A 23,949-nucleotide genomic window follows, 5' to 3' on the forward strand; every position below is an offset into this window, starting at 1 on the left:
CCGCTTTCAGGACCACCTTAACATGCGCCTTTCATTTCTTCCTATCTTCGTTTTTCTGATGCCTCTGGCCGAAATTGCCGGATTCATCGTCGTCGGAAAGATGATCGGCGTCTGGGCGACATTGGGGCTCGTTGTCCTCAGTGTGTTGCTCGGTGCCGCTCTCTTGAGAATTCAGGGCATCGGCATCCTTCAGCGCATCTCGGCCGAAAGCCGCAACGGCGGCGATCCCGGTCGCGAGATGGTGCATGGCGCCATGATCGTCGTTGCCGCCTTCTTCCTGATGCTGCCCGGCTTCATCTCCGATATTATCGGCCTGCTGCTGTTCATCCCCGCCGTGCGCGACCTCGCCTGGAAGGTGCTGCGCAAACGCATCGTCGTCGTTGGCAATTCGCGCGCCTTCCGCCGTGGGCAGGGTCCCGGCGCTGGACCACAAGGTCGGCCGAACAAACCCGGAAACGTCGTTGATCTCGACGAAAGCGATTTCCATCGCGAACCGAACAGGAAGTCGCCCTGGTCGGACCAAAAGCGGCTGGAAGACTGACATAACGGCCTCGGAAGCGCCGGAGCCATAAGGGTTGTAAGCCCCTTTTCTAAATGCTAGATGGCGACACCCATCGAGACGTGAGAGGACACCCCCATGGCGAACGAAACCAACGGCAACGGCGCAGCCACCCCGAGCCTCAGCATCCTTGCTCAATACACCAAGGATCTTTCCTTCGAAAATCCGGGTGCTCCGCGCTCGCTCCAGGCCCGGGAAAACGCTCCCGACATCAATATCAACGTCAACGTCAATGCCAACCCGCTGTCGGACTCCGATTTCGACGTGGTGCTGACGCTGAGCGCCGAAGCCAAGGATGGCGAGCGCGTTCTCTTCCACACCGAGTTGGTTTATGGCGGCGTCTTCCGCGTTACCGGCTTCCCGCAGGAACACATGCTGCCGCTGCTCTTCATCGAATGCCCGCGCCTGCTGTTTCCGTTTGCCCGCCAGATCATCGCCGACGTCACCCGCAATGGCGGCTTCCCGCCGCTGATGATCGACCCGATCGATTTCGCGCAGATGTTCACGCAGCGCATGGCTGAAGAACAGGCCCGCGCCCAGGTTTCGGCCGTTCCGAACTAAGCCTGCATTTCTCCATATTGAAAATGAAAATGCCCGGACATCGATCCGGGCATTTTCATTCGGGTCTTGCTCGATAAAACAGCTTACTCGGATGTCCGGTATTTGGACCAGATGCCCTTCACGCCGAGCTTGGCGACGAGTGCGGCATGCGCCGAAAGTTCTTCCTCGCTCACCCGGCTGGGCAACGGATTGGGTCGAGCAAGGACATCGGCGACAGCATCCTCCGCATCATCACTCTGGCGCGACCGCGCGGACGAACCATTGCTGCTGCCGAGACCAAGCGCGGTCTGCCGGCCACCGATCATCTCGATATAGACTTCGGCGAGCAGTTCGGAGTCGAGCAAGGCGCCGTGTTGCGTGCGGTGCGAATTGTCGATGCCGTATCGACGGCAGAGCGCATCGAGCGAATTCGGACCCATCGGATGCTTGCGCCGGGCCATGGCGAGCGTATCGATCACCATGTCCGGCAGGATCGGCGGTCGGCCGAGCCTTGCGAATTCCGCGTTAACGAAGCCCATGTCGAAAGTTGCGTTGTGCGCGATCCACTTGGCACCCTCGAAGAATTCGAGGATCTGGTCGGCGACCTCTTCGAAGGGCGGCTTGTCCTTCAGCGATTCATCGGTGATGCCGTGAACGGCAAGCGCGTCCGGGTGGACCTTGCGATCGCCGGGATTGATGAAAAGATGCAGTGTCTTGCCTGTCGGGAAATGATTGATGAGCTCGATGCCGCCGATTTCGATGATGCGGTCGGCTTTGTTGTCGAGGCCGGTGGTTTCCGTATCGAAAATGATTTCGCGCATATCGGGACTTCGCTTTCCTATTTCTCTATCTGCCGCTTGCGCCGCAGATCCGCAATGATTTCTCTCACCTGTTCGCCGGCCGCCTCGATGCTTCCGCCCGTATCGATAACGTAATCGGCGCGTGCCCGCTTTTCCGCATCGGGCGTCTGGCGGGAAAGAATCATGTTGAATTTTTCCTCCGTCATGCCTGGCCGGGCAAGCACCCTCTCCCTCTGAATCTGTGGATCGCAGCTGACGACGACGATCTTATCCACTCTCGTGTCGGCTCCGGTCTCAAACAGCAGCGGGATATCCAGCACCACCATCTCGGCGCCGGCCTGGCGGCAACGCTCCAAAAACAGGCGCTCTCGCTTTCGCACCAAAGGATGGACGATCGCTTCCAAACGCTTGAAGCCGGAAGGATCGGCCGCCAGCTTGCGGCTGAGCTCCTGACGGTCGACCTTGCCGTCTGAAGTCGTGCCCGCGAACGCTGCCTCGACCAGAGGAACGGCTTCACCGCTATAGAGATCATGCACGACCGCATCCGAATCGTTCACCGGGATTCCAGCTTCGGCGAATAGCTTCGCCGAGGTCGACTTTCCCATGCCGATCGATCCGGTGAGCCCGATCCTGATCATATCAGTGCTTGTCCATGTCCGCGATGATCAACGCTCTCAAGGTTTCATCGACCGCCGGCCGCGTCCCGAACCATTTTTCGAAGCCAGGGACGGCCTGATGCAGCAACATGCCGAGGCCGTCAACAATGGCAAAACCCTGTTCTTCGGCCTGGGTGAGAAGCGGCGTCTTCAGCGGTATATAGACAATGTCGGTAACAACAGCCGCTTCTGCAAGAGGCGAGAAGTCGATCCGCGGCGCCGCTTCACCATCCATGCCGAGCGACGTCGTATTGATAAAGAGACCGGCGCCTGAGATGACTTCGCCAAGCGCTGCCATCGGATGGGCATGAACCCGCTCGCCAAACCGATTCGCCAATTCCTGCGCCCGCTCGACCGTGCGGTTGACGACATGAATTTCCTTAAAACCACGATCGCGAACCGCCTGGATGATGGCACGGCTTGCACCCCCTGCCCCGAGGATCACGGCGCGGTCGCTTTGGTCCCAGCTCGGATGACGTTCGTCGAGGTTGGCCGTGAAACCGCGGCCGTCGGTATTTGTGGCATGGAGCAAGCCATCCTGAAGCCAAAGGGTGTTGGAAGCACCGAGCTCTCTCGAAAGCTCGTCCGGCCGATCGGAGAGTTTGAAGGCCAGCTCCTTATGAGGGATGGTGACATTGCCGCCGACGAAGCCGCTTTCGCCGTCCTTCAGTGATGAGATAAAGGCAGCAAATTCCTCGACGGGCACTTCATGGGCACGATAGCTGCCGGCCAGACCGAGCTGCTTTAGCCAGTAACCATGGATCAGCGGCGAGCGCGAATGCCTGATCGGATAACCCGTTACGAAAGCGTTTACGCCGTGTGTTTCACGTGAATCATCCATCGATCGTCCCCAACTCTCGCAGTTTTTCCAGAAGCGGCAGCATCGGCAATCCGACGATGGTGAAATAGTCGCCGTCGATTTTCGAGAAGAGCTGAATGCCCTCGCCCTCGAGCTGATAGGCGCCGACGCTCGAGAGTGCCTTTTCGCCGACACAGCTCAGATGGCGATGAATGAAATCGGCCGGCAGCTCCCGCATCGTCAGATCGGCGTGGGACACATGCTCCCATATGATATCCCCATTGCGCGCGAGGGCTATCGCGCTGTTCAGCCGATGGGTCTTGCCCGAGAGTGTCCGCAGATGGTTTTCCGCATCGGCCATCGATTTCGGTTTGTGAAAGACCTCTGCCCCAAGCGACATGGTCTGATCCGAACCGATAATGAGGGAACCGGGAAAACGATCGCTCACCTCTTTCGCCTTTGCCTTTGCCAGCACGAGCGCAACGGCATCCGGACCCGCACCGTTCCGCTCCAGCGGTGCCTCAATCGCCCGCTCGTCGATATCGGCGGCAATGGCTTGAAAATGCAGCCCGGCATTTTCCATCAGCATTCGCCGGAACGGGCTGGAGGATGCAAGGATAAGGGGCGAGGTCATGACGGCTGCCTCCGAGATAATGATGTGCAGCGCTTAGCGCAGCTTGGGGCGCAGGGCAACAATGGCGGCGGCCGTCTCTTCGATCGAGCGGCGGGTGACATCGATGACCGGCCAGTTGTGCCGCGCGCAGAGCGAACGTGCATATTTCAGTTCTTCGGAGATCGCAGCCCGATCCGTATAATCGCCGCGATCGAAGCCCGGAGTTGCGCCGAGAATGCGATTTTCGCGGACCTGCGTGATCCGGTCCGTGGTCGCGACCAGTCCGACGATCAATGGTTTCGTCGCCCTGCTCAGGCTTTCGGGCAGGGGGACGCCGTGGACGATTGGAATGTTTGCGGTCTTGATGCCGCGGTTCGCCAAATAGATGCTGGTCGGCGTTTTCGATGTGCGGCTGATGCCGATGATGACGACATCGGCATCGTCATAGTCGTCGGGCATCTGGCCGTCGTCATGATCCATGGTGAAGTTCAACGCTTCGATGCGGGCGAAATAATCCGCATTCATAACATGCTGGGCACCGACGCGACGGCGCGACGCCGTGCCGAGATAGGTTTGGAAAACATTCATGACCGGCTCGAGAACATTGACTGATGGTACTCCCATCTCGCGGCAACGCTCGGCGATGAAATCGGCAAGCTCGCGATCGACGATCGTATAAAGCACAATACCGGGACTGTGATCGATCGCCTCCAACACAGGCAGAAGCTGCTTGCGATTCCGAATCAGCGGATAGACGTGCTCGATCGGCTGGCTGGCATGGAATTGCACGGAAGCGGCGCGGCCGGCGGAGATGAGAGTCTCGCCGGTTGAGTCAGAAATCAGGTGCAGATGAAAGAAGCTTGTCCGGTTTTCCACGCTACTTTCCATCACCTGTTGATATCTCGGGAGAAAAGAGAGGTACGGGAAGGGGGGCGTCATGGGCAAGTGGAAAACGGCCGAGTTTTCCACATTTGGAATTTTCGAGAAGCGGCTTTCGCGCAGGCTGTGGGCAATGTGGACAAGGTGAAAAGCATCGCGACAATCCCCGCTTTGTCCCCAGAAGGGGATAGAGCAAATTTCTCTGCAAGCTGCTCAAAAGATTGAAAGATCGTCTTCGTTTTCCACATATCGACTCCTCGCCTTCGATTTTCTGCAAATTTCCGGGTGAGGCGCGACAAATTGGACAGGCAAGGGATGAACTTTAATCCTTGCTACTCACCGACTCTAAGAAATAGAAACCTTTCAATATATGTTTGATTTTATATAGGACGACGTCTGTGATCGATGAACGCCGGAAGATCATGCGGGTCTTGAGCGGAGAAGCGCTGACCCCTCCCCCGCTCTGGCTGATGAGACAGGCAGGCCGTTATCTACCGGAGTATCGCGAGACGCGCGCGAAAGCCGGAAGTTTCCTCGATCTCTGTTATACGCCAGACCATGCGGTCGAAGTGACGCTGCAGCCGATCCGGCGTTATGGCTTCGATGCCGCCATTCTCTTTTCCGACATTCTGGTGATACCGGACGCGCTGAAGCGCAACGTTCGCTTCACCGAAGGGCACGGGCCGGAAATGGACCCGATCGACGAGGCCGGCATCCTGGCTTTGAAACCGGAAGGGGTGATAGCGCACCTGGAGCCTGTCATGGAGACGGTGCGGCGGCTGCGGTGGGAGTTGCCCGCGGAGACGACGCTCCTTGGCTTCTGTGGGGCTCCCTGGACCGTTGCGACCTATATGATCGCCGGACATGGCACGCCCGATCAGGCCCCTGCCCGGCTCTTTGCCTATCGTTATCCGAAGGCGTTCGAACATCTCCTGATGCTGCTTGCGGAGATTTCCGCCGATTACCTGGTGGCGCAGATCGATGCTGGCGCCGATGCCGTGCAGATTTTCGATTCCTGGGCCGGTGTGCTCGGCGAGAAAGAATTCGAAGCCTTTGCCGCCAGGCCGGTTGCGAAGATGATTGCGTCGGTCAAAGCGCGGCGACCACAGGCCCGCATCATCGCTTTTGCTAAGGGTGCCGGATACCAACTCAAGACTTACAGGCAGAAGACAGGCGCCGATGCGATCGGTCTCGATTGGTCGGTGCCTTTGGCCTTTGCCCGGGAGCTGCAGAAGGAAGGCCCCGTGCAGGGAAATCTCGATCCCATGCGGGTCGTTGCCGGCGGCAGGGCGCTGGAAGAAGGGATCGACGAGATCTTGCAGCAGCTCGCGCACGGACCGCTGATTTTCAATCTGGGGCACGGGATAACGCCGCAGGCGGATCCCGCCAATGTCACGGCGCTTGTCGAACGCGTGCGGGGATGGAGGAACTGATGACGGTGGAAAAGCAGACGGATTCCGCTCCGGGCCAAAGAGCCGGACGGCGCGCCTATTTCATGATCCTGATTTTTGCGGTTTTGGCGATCGGGCTCTTCGCCTGGCATCCGGCCGATCTCTATCTCTGGATCAAGGCTCTGCATATCATCGCGGTCATCTCATGGATGGCCGGCATGTTCTATCTGCCACGGCTTTTCGTGTATCACGTGGACGCCGAGCCGGGTTCGCAGCAATCCGAGACTTTCAAGGTGATGGAGCAGCGTTTGCTGCGCTACATCATCACCCCGGCGATGATCCTCACCTGGATCTTCGGGCTTTATCTTGCCTGGTCGGTTTATGATTTCCACGGCGGCTGGCTGCACGCCAAGATCGGGCTCGTCGTGATTCTTTCGGGTATTCACGGCCATTTCAGCAGTGCGGCGCGTGCCTTTGCCAGGGATGAAAACAAGCATTCGGCGCGGTACTGGCGGATGATGAACGAGGCGCCGACACTGCTGATGATCGCGATCGTCATTCTGGTGGTCGTCAAGCCGTTTGCGTGAGGCCATTTGGGTAAGGAGGGGCTGTATTAGGGGCGACGTTAAATTTCCTTCATTTTGCGCGCCCCCCTTGCGGTTCAGAAAGTGAGTCGCTATTTTCCCGCCATCTTCTCTTCGTGGCATGTATCCATTCTGTCGCCCGCGAGCGCCCCTGTCGCGGTTCTGAATACGAACAACATTGCCTTTCCCCTCCTAAAAAATGAGTACTTCCCTTCATGGCTGAAATGAAGCTTCAGGAACTGAAAAATAAATCCCCGACCGATCTGCTGGCCTTTGCCGAATCGCTCGAGGTGGAAAACGCCAGCACGATGCGCAAACAGGAACTGATGTTTGCGATCCTCAAGGTGCTGGCGAGCCAGGATGTAGAAATCATCGGCGAGGGCGTCGTCGAGGTTCTGCAGGATGGCTTCGGTTTCTTGCGTTCCGCTAACGCAAATTATCTTCCCGGTCCGGACGACATCTATATCTCTCCCTCCCAGATCCGCCGCTTCTCACTGAAGACGGGCGACACGGTCGAGGGACCGATCCGCGGACCGAAGGAAGGCGAGCGCTATTTCGCGCTGCTGAAAGTCAACACCATCAATTTCGACGATCCGGAAAAGATTCGTCATAAGGTTCACTTCGACAATCTGACGCCGCTCTATCCGAACGAGCGCTTCCGCATGGAACTCGATGTTCCCACCTCGAAGGATCTTTCTCCCCGCGTCATCGATCTCGTGGCCCCGCTCGGCAAGGGCCAGCGCGGTCTGATCGTTGCTCCGCCCCGTACCGGTAAGACCGTTCTCCTGCAGAACATTGCCCATTCCATTACGGCAAACCATCCCGATTGCTATCTGATCGTTCTTCTGATCGACGAACGTCCGGAAGAAGTGACCGACATGCAGCGCTCCGTGCGCGGCGAAGTCATCTCGTCGACCTTCGATGAGCCGGCGGTTCGCCACGTGCAGGTTGCCGAAATGGTCATCGAGAAGGCCAAGCGTCTGGTCGAACATGGCCGCGACGTCGTCATCCTGCTCGATTCGATCACCCGTCTCGGCCGCGCCTACAACACCGTCGTTCCCTCCTCCGGTAAGGTTCTGACCGGTGGTGTCGACGCCAACGCCCTGCAGCGCCCGAAGCGCTTCTTCGGTGCTGCCCGTAACATCGAAGAAGGCGGTTCGCTGACGATCATCGCGACCGCGCTGATCGATACCGGTAGCCGTATGGACGAAGTCATCTTTGAAGAATTCAAAGGTACGGGCAACTCGGAAATCGTTCTCGACCGTAAGGTTGCTGACAAGCGTATCTTCCCGGCAATGGATATCCTCAAGTCCGGCACGCGTAAGGAAGACCTGCTGGTGCCGCGCCAGGATCTCCAGAAGATCTTCGTTCTGCGCCGCATCCTGGCTCCGATGGGTACGACGGACGCAATCGAATTCCTGATCGACAAGCTCAAGCAGACGAAGAACAATCCGGATTTCTTCGAATCGATGAACACCTAATCCCAGGCCGGGATATCTCGTGCGGCTCGGCCGCGCTGATATAGGAAATGGTGCTACGATCGGGCCGCATTTTGCGGCCCGCTTTTGTTTGTTGGATCGGTAGTCTTTCGGCAATCGATTCGGATGCGGATCAATCTCATGCTGACGAAGAATGAAACAATCTATGCGCTGTCAAGCGGGTCTGTACCCTCTGGAGTTGCGGTTATCCGAATTAGTGGTGCGATGGCTTTCGTTCTCGCGAGATCTCTTGCCGGAACATTGCCAGCTCCCCGCCAAGCCGCGCTTAAAACGATTCGGACTCGTAACGGTCTGATGATCGACCGCGGCCTTGTCCTGATTTTCCCAGGGCCTGCCTCTTTTACGGGTGAGGATTGCGCCGAGATTCATGTTCACGGCGGCAAGGCTGTGGTGAAGGCGCTTCTTGATGAACTCTCGACCTTCGAGAGTTGCCGTTTAGCCGAGCACGGAGAGTTCTCGCGGCGAGCTCTTGAGAATGGCAAGATGGATCTCGTCGAGGTGGAGGGCCTTGCTGACCTCATCAGCGCGGAAACGGAGATGCAGCGGCGGCTCGCCTTGGAGCATGCCGCTGGCGGGCTGTCGGTCCTTTATAATGGCTGGGCCGACAGACTGACGCGCGCACGGGCTCTGATCGAGGCGGAGTTGGACTTTGCCGATGAGGATGATGTGCCGGGTTCCGTATCGGACATGGTATGGACTGATATGCAGCATCTGCGCGCGGAACTTGCCGATCATCTGGCTGGTGCTGATCTTGGCGAGATCATTCGCGACGGTCTGAAGGTGGTGATTGTCGGAGCGCCTAACGCTGGCAAGTCCAGTCTCATGAATGCACTGGCAAAGCGCGAAGTGGCGATCGTTACGGATATCGCGGGAACAACCCGCGATGTGCTGCATGTCGATCTGAATATCGAGGGATATGCGGTCAGGCTCTACGATACCGCAGGCTTGCGGGAGACCGACGAGATTGTCGAACGTGAGGGTATTCGTCGTGCGCTGCGAACGGTGGCTGATGCGGATCTTGTTCTGTCTCTTGCCGAGATTGGCGATGAGGCGCAGCGGGACTTTCCGGGTTTCACCGGTAAAGTGCTGACACTCGGGACGAAGTCTGATATTCACCCCGGGACTCATGACAGATATGATGTGTTGATTTCGTCAGCCACGGGCTCTGGATTGGCGGGCTTGCACGAGCTTCTTCGTCAAGATCTGCAGCTGCGTTCAGGGATGCTGTCTCTGGCTTTGCCAAGCCGACTGCGCCATCGCAAATTGCTGACAGAGAGTCTCAGTGCTGTCGAAGCCGCACTCGGCGCAGAAAATCAGGGTCTGGATATCAGGGCTGAATACTTGCGTCAGGCAGCGACCAGCCTTGGGCGCATTACCGGGCGTGTCGACGTGGAAGATCTACTGGATGTGATCTTCTCGGAATTCTGTATTGGAAAATGATTCACGTGAAACAGGGCGTCACGCGGCTCCTGGTTGACGTTTCACGTGAAACCTTCTTGACTCCTGAAATTGGTGTGCCAAACAAACGGCACGACCGAGGACGTGATGATGTTCGATGACGTGTATGATGTGATCGTTGTGGGTGGTGGCCACGCAGGCAGCGAGGCTGCCGCTGCGGCTGCGCGCCTCGGCGCGCGTACGGCGTTGGTGACGCATAGGCGTGACACCATCGGGGTTATGTCCTGCAATCCGGCGATTGGCGGTCTCGGCAAAGGCCATCTGGTTCGGGAAATTGATGCTCTGGACGGCTTGATGGGCCGCGTCGCCGATGCAGCCGGTATCCAGTTCCGAATGCTGAATCGCAAGAAGGGTCCCGCCGTGCGTGGCCCGCGTACACAGGCGGACCGTAAGCTCTACCGCTTGGCGATGCAGGCCGGGATTGGCGCCATCGACAACCTCGATGTTATCGAGGGTGATGCGTTCGATCTTGCTTTTGAGCACGGCCGGGTGTCGGCAGTTGTCCTGAAGGATGGCCGTAGCATTCAATGTGGTGCCGTCGTGTTGACCACCGGCACTTTCCTCCGTGGCCTTATCCATATTGGCGACAAGAAGATACCGGCTGGCCGGGTCGGCGAAGAGCCGTCCGTCGGGCTTTCCAGCACGCTGCTTCGACACGGCCTCGCGCTCGGACGGCTGAAGACCGGAACCCCTGCCCGCCTCGATGGTGCGACCATTGATTGGGATTCGGTCGGACGACAGGGCGCGGACGAAGATCCGACGCCCTTCTCCTTCATGACCGATTCCATCGTGAATCCACAAATCGAATGCGGCGTCACCCGGACGACGCCGGAAACGCATAGGATTATTGCCGAGAACTTGAAGCGTTCGGCGATGTATTCCGGCCAGATCGAAGGTGTGGGGCCGCGTTACTGCCCGTCGATTGAAGACAAGATTGTCAAATTTGGTGAGCGGGACGGCCATCAAATCTTCCTTGAACCGGAGGGTCTCGATGACACGACTGTCTACCCCAATGGCATATCGACCTCGCTTCCCGAGGAAGTCCAGGACGAATTCATAAGAACCATTCCGGGTCTGGAACGAGTCCGCATTCTTCAGCATGCTTATGCCATCGAGTATGATCATGTCGATCCACGGGAACTGAAGCTGTCGTTGGAAGTGGAGAAAATTCCCGGCCTTTTCCTGGCGGGCCAAATCAATGGCACGACGGGATATGAAGAGGCTGGCGCTCAAGGCCTCGTTGCTGGGTTAAACGCCGCGCGGCTTGCGTCTGGTGCCAAGCCGATCGAGTTCAGCCGCACGGATTCCTATATCGGCGTCATGATTGACGATCTGACATCGCGCGGCGTTGCCGAGCCATATCGCATGTTCACGTCGCGCGCAGAATACCGCCTGTCGCTTCGCGCCGACAATGCAGACGTCCGTCTGACTCCTGCTGGTCTCTCCATCGGCTGTGTCGGTTCTGCCCGCGCTTCGCGTTTCGATCGATATATAAAGAGCCTCGAGCAGGCCCGCGAACGATTGAAAGGTCTAACGGTAACGCCGAACGAGGCAGAGAAGGTCGGAATGCATCTTAATAAGGATGGTCAGCGACGCTCCGCCTATGAACTTCTCTCGCATCCTGGTCAGTCCGTCGGAAATCTCTCGCGCCTTTGGCCAGAATTGCAGTCGATCGAGCGCAAGGTTGTCGAGGCTATCGAGATTGAAGCGGCCTACGCCGTTTACATGGATCGACAGACTGCTGATATTGTCCAGGCTCGGCGGGAAGAAGAGCGCGCTATTCCGCCGGAGTTCGACTTCTCCGTCTTGTCCGGTTTGTCCAATGAGCTGAAACAAAAGCTCGAGATGGCACGCCCGAAGAACATTGCGCAGGCCTCGCGGATAGACGGCATGACGCCAGCTGCAATCTCTCTGCTGTTGGCATATTTACGGAAAACGGGCGCCGCGGAACAACAGCAGCTTGTTTCCTGATACTGCAAGGTTAGAGAGTCCATAGAATGGAATTGAACGGTGTACGTGTTTCACGTGAAACACAGGAGCGGCTGCAGCATTTTGCCGAGCTTTTTCAGAAGTGGGCGAAGACGATTAATCTCGTTGCACCGTCTACGATTGATGATCTTTGGCGCCGCCATATCGCTGATAGTGCGCAGATCTTCCAGCTGCACCCCTCAACCGATCACTGGGTCGACCTGGGTAGTGGTGGCGGGTTTCCAGGGGTGATAACGGCGATCCTGTTGGCCGAACGAGGCGCAGGACATGTCGATCTGGTTGAAAGCAATCAGAAGAAGGCTGCTTTTCTGCGCGTTTGCCTGCGCGAATGCGATGCACGCGGCGCGGTTCATGCAATTCGAATCGAGGAAGCACCTGCGGTTATCGGAAATTGTGATGTGATTTCCGCGCGGGCGCTCGCCGAGCTCGAGATGCTGCTGGATTACGCAGCTCCCTGGCTTGAGCGCAATGAAAATCTGCGCCTGCTGTTGCATAAAGGCCGGGATTACGAGCGGGAGCTCAAGAAAGCCCGTGGTCGTTGGGAATTCGATCTGGTAAAACATGAGAGTGTCGTCGAGCGAGATTCCGTCATTCTGGAGCTAAGTCGCCTTCGACGCTTGATTTAACCATAATTGGATATGCGGCAGATGATCGGCGAGCGAAACCGGATTATTACCATCGCAAATCAAAAGGGCGGCGTCGGAAAAACCACGACTGCGATCAACCTGGCGACAGCCCTTGCCGCCATCGGTGAGCGCGTCCTGATTGTCGACCTCGACCCTCAGGGCAATGCCAGCACGGGTCTGGGCATCGAGCGACGTGATCGCAAGCTGTCCTCCTATGATCTGATGGTAGGAAGTCATGGTATCAAGGATACGGTTCAGGAAACGGCCGTGCCCAATCTCTTCATCGTGCCATCGACTATGGATCTGCTTGGCATCGAGATGGAGATCGCGCAGCAATCGGATCGCGTTTTCAAGCTTCGTCGCGCGCTGAATGCGTCGGACGCCCTCGCCTTCTCCTATATTCTGGTGGATTGCCCGCCTTCCTTTAATCTGCTGACGATGAACGCCATGGCGGCGGCACATTCCGTTCTGGTACCGTTACAGTGCGAATTTTTCGCCCTGGAGGGCCTCAGTCAGCTTCTGGAAACGGTCGACCAGGTCCGTCGGACAGTCAATCCCTCCCTTGATATTCAGGGAATCGTCTTGACCATGTTCGATTCTCGCAACAATCTGGCGCAGCAGGTTGTCAGCGATGTCCGCACGCATTTGGGCGAGAAGGTCTACCATACGTTGATTCCGCGCAACGTTCGCGTGTCCGAGGCGCCGTCCTATGGCAAGCCGGCCATTCTTTATGATCTGAAGTGCGCGGGCAGCCAGGCCTATCTGCAGCTGGCGTCTGAAGTGATCCAGAGAGAGCGGCAGCGAAAGGCTGCCGCCTAATGACGTAATATTTGTTCCAGAGTGAGTATCGGCGATGAATGATGATCTTTCGAAGCGGCGTCTCGGGCGCGGATTGGCGGCTCTCATCGGGGAGATGGATCAGCCGGTGCCCGTGGATGCCGGTAGACCGGCCGTCAATCCCGATCGCCTGATCCCGATCGAATTCATCAGCCGCAACCCGCGCAATCCTCGTCGCTACTTCGATGAGACCGAACTGCACGATCTCGCTAGTTCCATTCGTCAGCATGGCATCGTCCAGCCGGTAGTGGTCCGCACTGTTTCCACTGACCGGTTCGAGATTATCGCCGGTGAAAGACGCTGGCGGGCGGCGCAGCTTGCCGGTCTGATCGAAATCCCGGTCATCGTTCGAGATGTCGATGACAAGACCGCGCTTGAGATTGCTATCGTCGAAAACGTCCAGCGCGCCGATCTCAATCCGCTGGAAGAGGCGTTGGGCTATGAGCAGCTGATTGCCGAGCACGGCTATACGCAGAACGATCTCGGCGAGATCATCGGTAAGAGCCGCAGCCACGTCGCCAATTCTCTGCGTCTGTTGAAGCTTCCCGATCCGGTGCGCGATATGCTCGCTGCGGGCTCGCTGTCTGCCGGCCATGCCCGCGCTCTCGTTTCGACGTCCGATCCGACGGCGCTGGCGCGCACCGTCGTTTCAAAGGGGATGTCGGTTCGCGATGCCGAGCGACTGGCTCAGAACGATATCAAGGCGCAGAATGACCCTCGCCCCGCCGGGGCGCGCAGGGACGAGAAGGATTCCGATACGCTCGCGCTGGAGCGCACGCTCTCCGATACGCTCGGTCTGGATGTCTCGATCAACCACCGCGGCAATGGCGGCCAAGTCAAGATCAGCTACAAGACGCTGGAGCAGTTGGAAGAGATCTGCCGGCTGCTGGAACGCCGCTAGAGCCGGATGATTTTTGGGTATGTTCGATCTAAAATCTGAATCCGCCCTAGAATCAAAGAAGTAGAGCATGGTGTCGTCCGAAAGCCGCTCACACTTTTCGGCATCATGCTCTAGAAGCTCTATAGTAGTTTAAAAACAAATAGATAGCGTCACCTACAGATTGCCGCGCGATAGGCGCGTGACGTGTTTCTTGTGAAACATTAGCCCTTGCGGGCCGACTGCAGAGTGGTTGCCAGCAGGGTCTGTGTTGCGATCGTGTCTTCAAGGCTTGCACGCTGCCGCGTCTGCAGAATGGCGGATTGAAGCCTGTTCATTTCACGGGCGATGGCGGCCGCAGACCACGTTTTGAGAGCCTGTTCGATGATTGGCTTGCGTCTGAAATGCAGGTGGCGTCCATGCGTCTGCATGACTTGCGTGGCCGCAATCCGCTTCTCATCCATCTCTGCCCGCATGGTGTCGAGCATCTGAAACTGTCGGAGGCATCCCTGCAGCACGAGAAACATCGGGGTCTTGGAAGATGCTATCTTCTGCATGGCGTGTAGAAATGCTTCCGAATCGCCCTTCAGGATGGCATCGACGGCATCGTCGGTGGAAATCGCACTGGCGTCGCCGATGATTTCATTCACATGGTTTTCTTCAATGGTCCCCTGCCCTCGGCAGTAAAGCGCCAGCTTGCGAACCTCGTTGCGCGAGGCGATGCGGTCGCCGCCAAGAAGCTCGAGCAAGGCCTGACGGGCAGACGGCGCAATGCGTAGCCCCTCACTTGCCAGTTCGGTGTCGATCAGACCATTGAGAGCTCTGGCATCGTCGGCATAGCAGGGGATCGCTGCGACGGAGCGCGCCGGCTCCGCTACTTTCCGCAAGCCTGAGCCCTTCTTGAGATCTCCGGCTTCGATGATGACGAAACTGGCATCCGGCGGGCTTTCAGCAATGATTTGCAGGGAGTCGACCAGCGACTTCTCGTTAGCGGCGCCGCGAATCCATACGAGTTTCTCGCCGCCGAACAGGCCGATGGCGTTGACTTCATCAAGCAGGCGTCCGGCATCGTTCTGCAGATCGCCAACGTCGAGCTTGATAAGGGAAAAGGCGTCGTTCAGATCGACGCCGGTCTTGCCGGCGATCAACGTGGCACGCTCGGAAACCAACCCGCGATCGGGGCCGTAGATCACGAAGACCCGGTAGTTGCGCGCGGCATTTTGGAGGAATCCATCGAATTCGTGAGATTTGACTTCCGCCATGCCGCGCCCTTGATCAGCGGCTGAGCGCAGCGGCGATGTCGGCCGCTACCATCTCGGCAACTTCCCTGGCGGCGCGGTCTTCCGAATCGCGAATTGCGCGCTGCTTGGCGAATTCCTGCGTCGGGAAGTCGACGAGCGATGTCACCGCGCGGCTACCGGACTTGATGACTTTGCCAGTGCTGATTTCCTTCAAGGTAAAGGAGGCTGTTACGGTCGTGCGACCTGCGCCGGACGTGTCCGAAGATGGAAGATAGAGCACGCCGCCAGTACCGGAGCTGACGCTCAGATCGACATTATATTTCGGCGTCTTGGTCTCGCCCGCGCCTCGTCCAGCGATGAAGATCAGCTGATTGCGGACTTCCTGGCTGACGCGCGTACCGACTTGGGAGAAGGAAACCTCCGAGAGCTTCTGCGTGACACCCGTGCTGACGGCATAGAGCGGCCGTACCTGGCAGGCCGACAGAAGGCCAGCAACAGCCACCAGAGACGCAACGCCGGCGATGCGGGCGAACTTGAAAAGAGTATCAGACGACAATGTTTACGATCCTCTGTGGAACGACGATGATCTTCTTTGGCGCCTGACCGTTCAATGCGCTCGTAACGGCATCCAGGGCGAGCACGGCCTGTTGCACGGCATTCTGATCTGCATCGCGCGCGATTGTCAATTCGGCGCGCTTCTTGCCGTTGATCTGAACGGGATAGATGATCTCGTTCTCGATGACGAGCGTGTCGTCGTAAACGGGCCATGGGCTGGTTGCGACCATGTTGACGTTGCCGAGCGCCGCCGAACATTCTTCAGCCAGATGCGGTGTGATCGGCGCGACCAGCGCAATCAGAATTTCGACGGCCTCGCGAGCGGCAGAGCGATAAGCGTTATCCGCCTGGCCGGCCGCGACCTTGTTGAGCGGTGCCGCCAGTGCATTGACGAATTCATAGATGCGCGCCACGGCCTTGTTGAAGGCGAGCTTGTCGTAATCGCCCTGAACCGCTTTCAGCGTGCGATGGGCGATCTGCGATATAGCCAGCGCTTCGCCTTCCTTAGCCGGAGCCGATTCGACGGCTTTCAGGGCATCGGCGGCTTCGGAGATCAAGCGCCACATGCGCTGGGTGAAGCGATGCGCACCTTCGACGCCGGCTTCCGACCAGATGACATCGCGATCTGGCGGGGAATCGGACAGTACGAAGAAGCGCGCGGTATCGGCGCCATAGGAAGCGATGATGTCGTCGGGGTCGACGACATTCTTCTTCGACTTCGACATCTTCTCGATCGAGCCGATGGTAATGTCTTCGCCACTCGACAGCAAAGTGGCTCGGCGCTGGCCGTCCACTTCCACGATGTTGATGTCGGCCGGAGAGACCCACTCGCGCGTCAGGCCATTGCCGCGGCTATAGGTTTCATGCACGACCATCCCTTGCGTGAACAGGCCCTTGAAGGGTTCCTTGACATCGAGATGGCCGGTTTCGCGCATGGCGCGGGTGAAGAAGCGCGAATAGAGCAGGTGCAGGATCGCGTGCTCGATGCCACCGATATACTGATCGACAGGTAGCCAATGGTTCGCGGCAACCGGGTCCGTCGGCTGGTTTTTCCAGGGAGCGGTGAAGCGGGCGAAATACCAGCTCGAATCGACGAACGTATCCATCGTATCGGTTTCACGGCGAGCATCCTTGCCGCATTGCGGGCAGGCGACATGACGCCAGGTGGCGTGCCGGTCGAGCGGATTGCCCGGCTGGTCAAAAGTCACGTCGTCGGGCAGCCTGACGGGCAGATCCTTCTTCGGCACCGGCAGCACACCGCAATCGTCGCAATGGATGACCGGGATCGGGCAGCCCCAATAGCGCTGGCGCGAAATACCCCAGTCGCGCAGGCGGAAATTCACCTTGCGCTCGGCCTGCGGCGCGTTGCCGAGGCTCGTTTCCGAGAGCTTCGTCGCCACTGTCTGGAAGGCGTCCTCGGTGCTCATGCCGTCGAGGAAGCGCGAGTTGATCATCACGCCGTCGCCGTCATAGGCGGTATCACCGATGCTGAAGCTTGCCGCATCGGCATCCGCAGGCATGACGACGGGCACGACGGGCAGGCCGTATTTGCGGGCGAAATCGAGGTCGCGCTGGTCGCCGGACGGGCAGCCGAAAATAGCGCCGGTGCCGTAGTCCATCAGCACGAAATTGGCGATGTAGACGGGGAGTTCCCAGGATGGGTCGAAGGGATGGCGAACGCGGATGCCGGTATCCATGCCCTTTTTCTCGGCGGTTTCGAGCGCGGCCAGCGAGGTGCCGGCGCGGCGGCATTCCTCACAGAAGGCCTCGATCGCCGGGTCCTTGGCAGCAGCTTCCTTGGCCAGCGGATGGTCGGCCGAGATCGCCAGGAAGGAGGCGCCGAACAGCGTATCGGGACGGGTTGTATAAACCGAGATCTCGCGATCGCTATTGGGAGCGGTTTCCGGCACGATCTCCCAGCGAACGGTCAGGCCCTCGGAGCGGCCGATCCAGTTCTTCTGCATCAGCCGCACTTTTTCCGGCCAATGATCGAGCGTATCCAGGGCATCCAGCAGCTCCTGGCTGAATTCGGTGATCTTGAAGAACCACTGCGTCAGCTCGCGCTGCTCGACGAGCGCGCCGGAGCGCCAGCCGCGGCCGTCGATGACCTGTTCGTTGGCGAGAACGGTGTTGTCGACCGGGTCCCAGTTGACCTTGGACTTCTTGCGATAGACCAGATCCTTTTCCATCATGTCGATGAAGAGCATCTGTTGGCGATGGTAGTAGTCGACGTCACAGGTTGCGAATTCGCGGCTCCAATCCAGCGACAGGCCCATAGCCTTCAGCTGGGTGCGCATCGAGGCGATGTTCTGGTAGGTCCATTCCTTCGGATGCACCTTGTTGTCGCGCGCGGCGTTTTCGGCCGGCATACCGAAGGCGTCCCAGCCCATGGGATGGAGAACGTTGTAGCCGCGGGCGCGCTTGTAGCGGGCAACGACATCGCCCATGGCGTAGTTGCGTACATGGCCCATGTGGATGCGGCCCGACGGATAGGGAAACATTTCTAGAACGTAGTATTTCTCACGCGGATCGGCATTATCTGTCACGAAGACCTTTTCTTCGTTCCATTTTTCCTGCCAGCGGGGCTCGGCGTCGCGCGGATTATAACGTTCGATAGACATCTGATCTTGTATTCCGGAAAATCATGGGGAGTAAGGCGTGACCTTCACCACGAAACCACCCAAGCGTCAAGTTTAGCAGGTGCAGCAAGTGCCTTATCTTGCAAAGCAAAGCCGGATTCCGGCCCATTCGCCCTTGGCAAAGCCGACCAGCCTCATTACTGCAGGGATTGAGAAGCAAACGAAATATCGAGGCGAAAATATGGAACTTCAAGAGCGCCTGAACGAAGTTCGTTCCCATATCGAGGCTGCCGAGCGCCAGGCCGGCCGGGCGGCTGGCTCCGTGCAGCTCGTCGCCGTTTCGAAGACATTCAACGCCGATCAGATCCGTCCGGCAATTTCGGCCGGCCAGCGGGTGTTCGGCGAGAACCGGGTACAGGAAAGCCAGGGCAAGTGGCCGGAGCTGAAGGCGGAAACGGCCGGGATCGAGCTGCACCTGATCGGGCCGCTGCAATCGAACAAGGCGGACGATGCCGTGGCGCTGTTCGACGTCATCGAAACCATAGATCGGGAAAAGATCGCACGGGCCGTCGCCGATGAAATGAAGCGGCAGGGCAAGGCCATGAGGCTCTATGTGCAGGTCAATACCGGGCTGGAGCCGCAGAAAGCGGGCATCGCGCCTGACGATACAGCTGCTTTCGTCGAGCTCTGCCGCAAGGAGCTCGGGCTTTCGATCGAAGGTCTGATGTGCATTCCGCCGGCCGAGGAAAATCCGGGGCCGCATTTTGCCCTGCTCGCAAAACTTGCCAGGGAGGCCGGCGTCGAAAAACTCTCAATGGGCATGTCGAGCGACTATGAAACCGCCATCGCCTTCGGCGCGACCAGCGTTCGCGTCGGCTCGGCGATTTTCGGCGCGCGGTAGATTTGGTCGAAACAAAAGGCCAGGCGACCCGCCCTCGTGGTTCGAGGCTTCGGCCCCTTCGACAAGTTCAGGAACCTACGCACCTCATCATGAGGGCTGATTTCCTGTGCAAGCCTCTGTATTGAACTGATCTCAGGCTACAGGAACTGGCTTTATGCCACGGAGTTTTCTCCATCCTCACCCTGAGGAGCGCAGCCTCGAAGGGCGAGGATGGCCCGGTCCTTCCGGCTAACAAGAACCAACAAAAAAGCCCCGGTCGAAAACCGGGGCTTTGGGAAATCCCTATCGTTGGATCTTAGAACTGATCGTCGTCTTCGTCGTCGCGGCTGGTCGACTTCAGCGACTTCAGCTTGGCGAAAACGGCGTCGGCGTCGATTTCCTTTTCCTTGGGCTCGTCGCGCTCGTAGCTGAAGCCGAGCTTCTCGGTTTCCTGCGCCGGCTGCAGCGTCGCGCCAAGTTCGGCGGCGGTCGGCAGCGGGCGACCCTTGGCGGCCTTTTCGACTTCCATGTCGAGGTCGATCTGGCTGCACAGGCCGAGCGTTACCGGGTCCATCGGCGCCAGGTTGGCGGAATTCCAGTGGGTGCGGTCACGGATCTGTTCGATGGTCGACTTGGTGGTGCCGACGAGGCGGGAAATCTGCGCATCCTTCAGTTCCGGATGGTTGCGCACCAGCCAGAGAATGGCGTTCGGGCGGTCCTGACGCTTGGAGACCGGCGTGTAGCGCGGGCCGCGGCGCTTGGATTCCGGCACGCGGACCTTGGGCTCGGAAAGCTTCAGCTTGTGGTTCGGATTGCCTTCCGCGCGGGCGATTTCATCGCGGGTCAACTGGCCGGTCGAGATGGGGTCGAGGCCCTTGATGCCCTGCGCAGCTTCTCCATCGGCAATAGCCTTCACTTCGAGCGGATGCAGCCTGCAGAACTGCGCGATCTGGTCGAATGACAAGGCCGTATTGTCGACAAGCCAGATGGCGGTTGCCTTCGGCATGAGCAATTGTTGAGCCATGGATATAGTCCTTCTGTCAGTCCGCGCCGGTGTCGCGGTCCGGGGTGTAACACCACAATGTCCGGGAAATACGGCCCTATATAACGATAGTGTCGCGGAATTGCAATTCTTTGCGCATGAAATGCACTTTGTCCAATTGCTGTCGTAGTTTGACCTGCTATTTATTGCGCGGAAAGAGCACTCGCAGTTGCAAATCGGAGTGCGAGGATTTGAGGAGGAAACAATGTCGGAAAAGATCCATCCTGTGACGAAGCCGGTCAAGGCGCACGCCCTGATCGACAAGGCGAAGTACCAGAAATGGTATGAGCAGAGCGTCCAGGAGCCCGACAAGTTCTGGGGCAAGCATGGCAAGCGCATCGACTGGTTCAAGCCCTATACCAAGGTCAAGAACACGTCCTTTACCGGCAAGGTTTCGATTAAGTGGTTCGAGGATGGCGTCACCAACGTTTCCTATAATTGCATCGACCGGCATCTGAAGAAGCACGGCGATCAGGTCGCTTTCATCTGGGAAGGCGACAATCCCTATATCGACAAGAAGATCACCTACAACGAGCTTTACGAGCAGGTCTGCCGGCTGGCGAATGTGCTGAAGAAGCACGGCGTCAAGAAGGGCGACCGCGTCACCATCTACATGCCGATGATCCCGGAAGCTGCCTATGCGATGCTCGCCTGCGCCCGCATCGGCGCGGTGCATTCGGTCGTCTTCGGCGGCTTCTCGCCGGAAGCGCTTGCCGGCCGTATCGTCGACTGCCAGTCGACCTTCGTCATCACCTGCGATGAAGGCGTCCGCGGCGGCAAGCCCATTCCGCTGAAGGAAAACACGGATACGGCCATCCATATCGCCGCACGCCAGCATGTTGTGGTCAACAATGTTCTCGTCGTTCGCCGCACCGGCGGCAAGACGGGCTGGGCTCCGGGCCGCGACAGCTGGTACCACGAGGAAATCGCCAAGGTGAAGGCGGATTGCCCACCCGCGAAGATGAAGGCTGAAGACCCGCTGTTCATCCTTTATACATCGGGTTCAACCGGCAAGCCGAAAGGCGTGCTGCACACGACGGCCGGCTATCTCGTCTATGCGGCGATGACGCACGAATATACGTTCGACTACCATCCCGGCGATATCTACTGGTGTACGGCCGATGTGGGCTGGGTGACCGGCCACTCCTATATCGTCTATGGGCCGCTCGCCAATGCCGCGACCTCGCTGATGTTCGAAGGCGTGCCGAACTATCCCGACCAGGGCCGCTTCTGGGATGTCATCGACAAGCACAAGGTCAATATTTTCTACACCGCGCCGACGGCGATCCGCTCGCTGATGGGCGCCGGCGACCAGTTCGTCAAGCGCGCCTCGCGCTCCAGCCTGCGCCTGCTCGGTACGGTCGGCGAACCCATCAATCCTGAGGCATGGGAATGGTACTACAAGGTGGTCGGCGACAGCCGCTGCCCGATCGTCGATACCTGGTGGCAGACTGAAACCGGCGGCCACATGATCACCCCGCTTCCGGGCGCGACCGATCTGAAGCCCGGCTCGGCCACCCTGCCCTTCTTCGGCGTGCAGCCGCAGCTGGTCGACAATGAAGGCAACGTGCTGGAAGGGGCAGCCGACGGCAATCTCGTCATCGCCGACAGCTGGCCGGGCCAGATGCGCACCGTCTATGGCGATCACGAGCGCTTCATCCAGACCTACTTCGCCACCTACAAGGGCAAGTATTTCACCGGCGACGGCTGCCGCCGCGACGAGGACGGCTATTACTGGATTACCGGCCGCGTCGACGATGTGCTGAACGTCTCGGGCCATCGTCTCGGCACGGCGGAAGTGGAATCGGCGCTGGTGTCGCACAAGCATGTGTCGGAAGCGGCCGTCGTCGGCTATCCGCATGCGATCAAGGGCCAGGGCATCTATTGCTACGTGACGCTGATGGTCGGCCAGGAAGGCTCGGATGCGCTGCGGCAGGAATTGGTGAAGCATGTTCGCGCCGAAATCGGTCCAATTGCCTCGCCGGACAAGATCCAGTTCACCCCCGGCCTGCCGAAAACCCGCTCCGGCAAGATCATGCGCCGCATCCTGCGCAAGATCGCCGAGGATGATTTCGGCGCGCTCGGCGATACCTCGACGCTCGCCGATCCCGCCGTCGTCGATGATCTGATCGCCAACAGGCAGAACAAGTCGGACGCGGCTTGATCTGAGCTACGGCGCCGAGCCTTGCTACCTTGGGCGAGAGCTAGCCTCTCGCCTAAATTCCATTTTCATGTCGCAGCGCTGAAAAAACTAATCGCGATCTGAGCAACATGGTCATGCACGTGTTCTCGCACCAAACCTTCGACGTCGGTAAAGACGTCTGGCGCTGCTCTCAAGCCCTGTGGTGTGGGCTCCGGTAAAAACGCATAGTGGCCGACCCCGCCCTTCAGGATGTCCAGAGAGCTGGTTTGCACGTTCTCACGGAGCCAGGAGCAGCACTCTGCCGCTGGAGCTATGACATCGGCGTCGCCACCGATAATGTGAATGGGCACGGTTATTTGTTCGAGGCTTTGCTTTGCAAACCCAAGGACCGAGCGACCTGGCGCGATCGCCAAAGCGGCTTTTACTCTGTCGTCCTTGAAGCTGTCTCGTCGTCGATTCCACGATTCCAAAAACATTCTGTCTTGGAGAAGTGACGGGATGTGATCTGCCAAGTCAGGGAATTCTCTCGGGCCGCGTATGGGGCTCTTTTGCGGATTGTCCGGCTCGAACTGGGAATAGGCAACACGTGCGCCGACAAGCAGCATAGCCGTATAGGCGCCCGCTGAGAAACCCGCGACATAGGCATGGTTCTCGACGGCCCCGCCCAAAACCTCTCTCCAGTCATCGCTATCAAGCAAGGCAGTCAGGTCGGCGGCTCGTTCCCAGAGACAGAGGAACCCCTCGGCTCTATACGGTTCCGACCCTGTATGGCCATGATGGTCGATGCCCAGCGCGACAAAGCCGGCCTGCGCCAAGCGATGTCCGAGCCATTCCAATCCGATGGCAAGGCCGCCCGACCCGTGGGACAGCAGTACCAGAGGGTGCGGATCGGAAGACTTCCTCAACGGCGCGTTGGGCGCGACCGGCTTTTGCTTGAACCAAGATGGCGAAGGTACAATTTCGGCTGCATCATCATCGGCCGGATACCATGCGCACCAAGCCAAAGGGCGATGGTCCGTATCGCTCCAGTTTGTGCGCTTCCTGTCAAAGGACAGACCTTGAGAGAAACCTACGGGCATAATTCTCTCATCGAATGATGGCTAATCTAAACTTATCTCAAAAATCGATCGCCCGGCCGTTGATTTCCCAGTCACCAAATCGGGCGGGGTCGGCGCCGCCGCGGCCGCCGATTTCGGGGGGGAGTTCGGTCTGTGCTTGAGCTTCCTGTGCCTTGCGGCGCTCCTCGGCTTCTGCAAGCGCGCGTTTGGCCGCAGGCGATAGTGGCTTGCGAGTGATTTCACCGGTTTCGGCGTCGAGTTTGTTGTCGTTATCGGCTGTCTGCATGATCTGATCGGTCCGGAACCGTTGAATTAAGCGGAGGAATAGCCAAATCATAGTGCGT

23 protein-coding genes are annotated in these 23,949 nt (G+C 58.5%); 12 read left to right on the forward strand and 11 right to left on the reverse strand.

Annotation, left to right across the window (positions count from 1 at the left end):
• The first annotated feature begins 22 nt into the window (after positions 1-22).
• A complete protein-coding gene (locus BJ928_RS27790) occupies positions 23-541 on the forward strand; it encodes an FxsA family protein (protein ID WP_047633998.1) in 519 nt (172 codons plus the stop codon).
• A 96-nt stretch (positions 542-637) separates the two neighbouring features.
• Positions 638-1,120, forward strand: coding sequence for a protein-export chaperone SecB (gene secB, locus BJ928_RS27795; protein WP_047634000.1), 483 nt, complete (start codon positions 638-640; stop codon positions 1,118-1,120).
• Positions 1,121-1,203: 83 nt separating this feature from the next.
• On the opposite strand, the gene dnaQ is transcribed toward secB, so the two are convergent.
• The 5 genes from dnaQ to BJ928_RS27820 are packed head-to-tail and all read right to left on the reverse strand — an operon-like array spanning position 1,204 to position 4,843.
• The gene (dnaQ, locus tag BJ928_RS27800) at positions 1,204-1,920 is read right to left on the reverse strand and encodes a DNA polymerase III subunit epsilon (RefSeq protein WP_047634002.1); all 717 of its coding nucleotides are present in this window, start codon (positions 1,918-1,920) and stop codon (positions 1,204-1,206) included.
• A 17-nt stretch (positions 1,921-1,937) separates the two neighbouring features.
• Positions 1,938-2,537: a dephospho-CoA kinase gene (gene coaE / locus BJ928_RS27805; RefSeq protein ID WP_047634003.1), complete on the reverse strand. Its 600-nt coding sequence runs from the start codon at positions 2,535-2,537 to the stop codon at positions 1,938-1,940.
• 1 nt (position 2,538) lies between these two features.
• A complete protein-coding gene (locus BJ928_RS27810; protein WP_047634004.1) occupies positions 2,539-3,396 on the reverse strand; it encodes a shikimate dehydrogenase in 858 nt (285 codons plus the stop codon).
• Positions 3,389-3,988 (reverse strand): Maf-like protein, encoded by a 600-nt coding sequence (locus tag BJ928_RS27815; protein ID WP_047634005.1) that lies wholly within the window; start codon positions 3,986-3,988, stop codon positions 3,389-3,391. The genes BJ928_RS27810 and BJ928_RS27815 overlap by 8 nt, the downstream gene beginning before the upstream one ends.
• A 33-nt stretch (positions 3,989-4,021) precedes the next feature.
• On the reverse strand, positions 4,022-4,843 hold the full coding sequence (locus tag BJ928_RS27820) for a pyruvate, water dikinase regulatory protein (protein WP_047634007.1): 822 nt from the start codon (positions 4,841-4,843) through the stop codon (positions 4,022-4,024).
• A 401-nt stretch (positions 4,844-5,244) separates the two neighbouring features.
• Here BJ928_RS27820 and hemE point away from each other — a divergent pair, with 401 nt between their 5' ends.
• From hemE to BJ928_RS27860, 8 genes are all read left to right on the forward strand, one after another.
• Entirely contained in the window at positions 5,245-6,279 is a 1,035-nt protein-coding gene (hemE, locus tag BJ928_RS27825; protein ID WP_047634009.1) for a uroporphyrinogen decarboxylase, read from the forward strand.
• Positions 6,279-6,824 (forward strand): protoporphyrinogen oxidase HemJ, encoded by a 546-nt coding sequence (gene hemJ / locus BJ928_RS27830; RefSeq protein WP_183079462.1) that lies wholly within the window; start codon positions 6,279-6,281, stop codon positions 6,822-6,824. The genes hemE and hemJ overlap by 1 nt, the downstream gene beginning before the upstream one ends.
• Positions 6,825-7,036: 212 nt before the next feature.
• Positions 7,037-8,302: a transcription termination factor Rho gene (rho, locus tag BJ928_RS27835; protein ID WP_028753790.1), complete on the forward strand. Its 1,266-nt coding sequence runs from the start codon at positions 7,037-7,039 to the stop codon at positions 8,300-8,302.
• 138 nt (positions 8,303-8,440) lie between these two features.
• Positions 8,441-9,760, forward strand: coding sequence for a tRNA uridine-5-carboxymethylaminomethyl(34) synthesis GTPase MnmE (mnmE, locus tag BJ928_RS27840; protein WP_245432576.1), 1,320 nt, complete (start codon positions 8,441-8,443; stop codon positions 9,758-9,760).
• A gap of 108 nt (positions 9,761-9,868) precedes the next feature.
• On the forward strand, positions 9,869-11,749 hold the full coding sequence (mnmG, locus tag BJ928_RS27845) for a tRNA uridine-5-carboxymethylaminomethyl(34) synthesis enzyme MnmG (RefSeq protein WP_047634112.1): 1,881 nt from the start codon (positions 9,869-9,871) through the stop codon (positions 11,747-11,749).
• A gap of 26 nt (positions 11,750-11,775) precedes the next feature.
• Positions 11,776-12,393 carry a 16S rRNA (guanine(527)-N(7))-methyltransferase RsmG gene (gene rsmG, locus BJ928_RS27850; protein WP_047634014.1) on the forward strand — a complete coding sequence of 206 codons (618 nt, stop codon included), beginning with the start codon at positions 11,776-11,778 and terminating at the stop codon, positions 12,391-12,393.
• 21 nt (positions 12,394-12,414) lie between these two features.
• A complete protein-coding gene (locus BJ928_RS27855; protein ID WP_047634015.1) occupies positions 12,415-13,212 on the forward strand; it encodes a ParA family protein in 798 nt (265 codons plus the stop codon).
• Between the two features lie 34 nt (positions 13,213-13,246).
• Positions 13,247-14,131, forward strand: a complete 885-nt coding sequence (locus BJ928_RS27860) for a ParB/RepB/Spo0J family partition protein (protein ID WP_047634017.1) — start codon at positions 13,247-13,249, stop codon at positions 14,129-14,131.
• 200 nt (positions 14,132-14,331) lie between these two features.
• Here the strand turns inward: BJ928_RS27860 and holA are convergent, their stop codons facing one another.
• Genes holA through leuS form a run of 3 tightly spaced genes read right to left on the reverse strand, consistent with a single transcriptional unit; the run spans position 14,332 to position 18,524 of the window.
• Complete coding sequence (gene holA, locus BJ928_RS27865) at positions 14,332-15,369, reverse strand: DNA polymerase III subunit delta (RefSeq protein ID WP_047634018.1); 1,038 nt, start codon at positions 15,367-15,369, stop codon at positions 14,332-14,334.
• Positions 15,370-15,382: 13 nt separating this feature from the next.
• Complete coding sequence (lptE, locus tag BJ928_RS27870; RefSeq protein WP_047634019.1) at positions 15,383-15,904, reverse strand: LPS assembly lipoprotein LptE; 522 nt, start codon at positions 15,902-15,904, stop codon at positions 15,383-15,385.
• A complete protein-coding gene (leuS, locus tag BJ928_RS27875) occupies positions 15,894-18,524 on the reverse strand; it encodes a leucine--tRNA ligase (protein ID WP_047634020.1) in 2,631 nt (876 codons plus the stop codon). The genes lptE and leuS overlap by 11 nt, the downstream gene beginning before the upstream one ends.
• Before the next feature lie 199 nt (positions 18,525-18,723).
• Here leuS and BJ928_RS27880 point away from each other — a divergent pair, with 199 nt between their 5' ends.
• Positions 18,724-19,383: a YggS family pyridoxal phosphate-dependent enzyme gene (locus tag BJ928_RS27880; RefSeq protein WP_047634021.1), complete on the forward strand. Its 660-nt coding sequence runs from the start codon at positions 18,724-18,726 to the stop codon at positions 19,381-19,383.
• A 295-nt stretch (positions 19,384-19,678) separates the two neighbouring features.
• On the opposite strand, the gene BJ928_RS27885 is transcribed toward BJ928_RS27880, so the two are convergent.
• The gene (locus BJ928_RS27885; protein ID WP_047634022.1) at positions 19,679-20,386 is read right to left on the reverse strand and encodes a DUF1013 domain-containing protein; all 708 of its coding nucleotides are present in this window, start codon (positions 20,384-20,386) and stop codon (positions 19,679-19,681) included.
• A 223-nt stretch (positions 20,387-20,609) separates the two neighbouring features.
• On the opposite strand from BJ928_RS27885, the gene acs reads away from it, so the two are divergent.
• Entirely contained in the window at positions 20,610-22,568 is a 1,959-nt protein-coding gene (gene acs / locus BJ928_RS27890) for an acetate--CoA ligase (protein ID WP_047634023.1), read from the forward strand.
• 65 nt (positions 22,569-22,633) lie between these two features.
• On the opposite strand, the gene BJ928_RS27895 is transcribed toward acs, so the two are convergent.
• Entirely contained in the window at positions 22,634-23,626 is a 993-nt protein-coding gene (locus BJ928_RS27895; protein ID WP_047634024.1) for an alpha/beta fold hydrolase, read from the reverse strand.
• 37 nt (positions 23,627-23,663) lie between these two features.
• Positions 23,664-23,891 (reverse strand): DUF1674 domain-containing protein, encoded by a 228-nt coding sequence (locus BJ928_RS27900; protein ID WP_047634025.1) that lies wholly within the window; start codon positions 23,889-23,891, stop codon positions 23,664-23,666.
• Positions 23,892-23,949 lie beyond the last annotated feature (58 nt).

This window comes from Rhizobium sp. WW_1 (assembly GCF_003610155.1).
Lineage (GTDB): Bacteria > Pseudomonadota > Alphaproteobacteria > Rhizobiales > Rhizobiaceae > Rhizobium > Rhizobium tropici_A.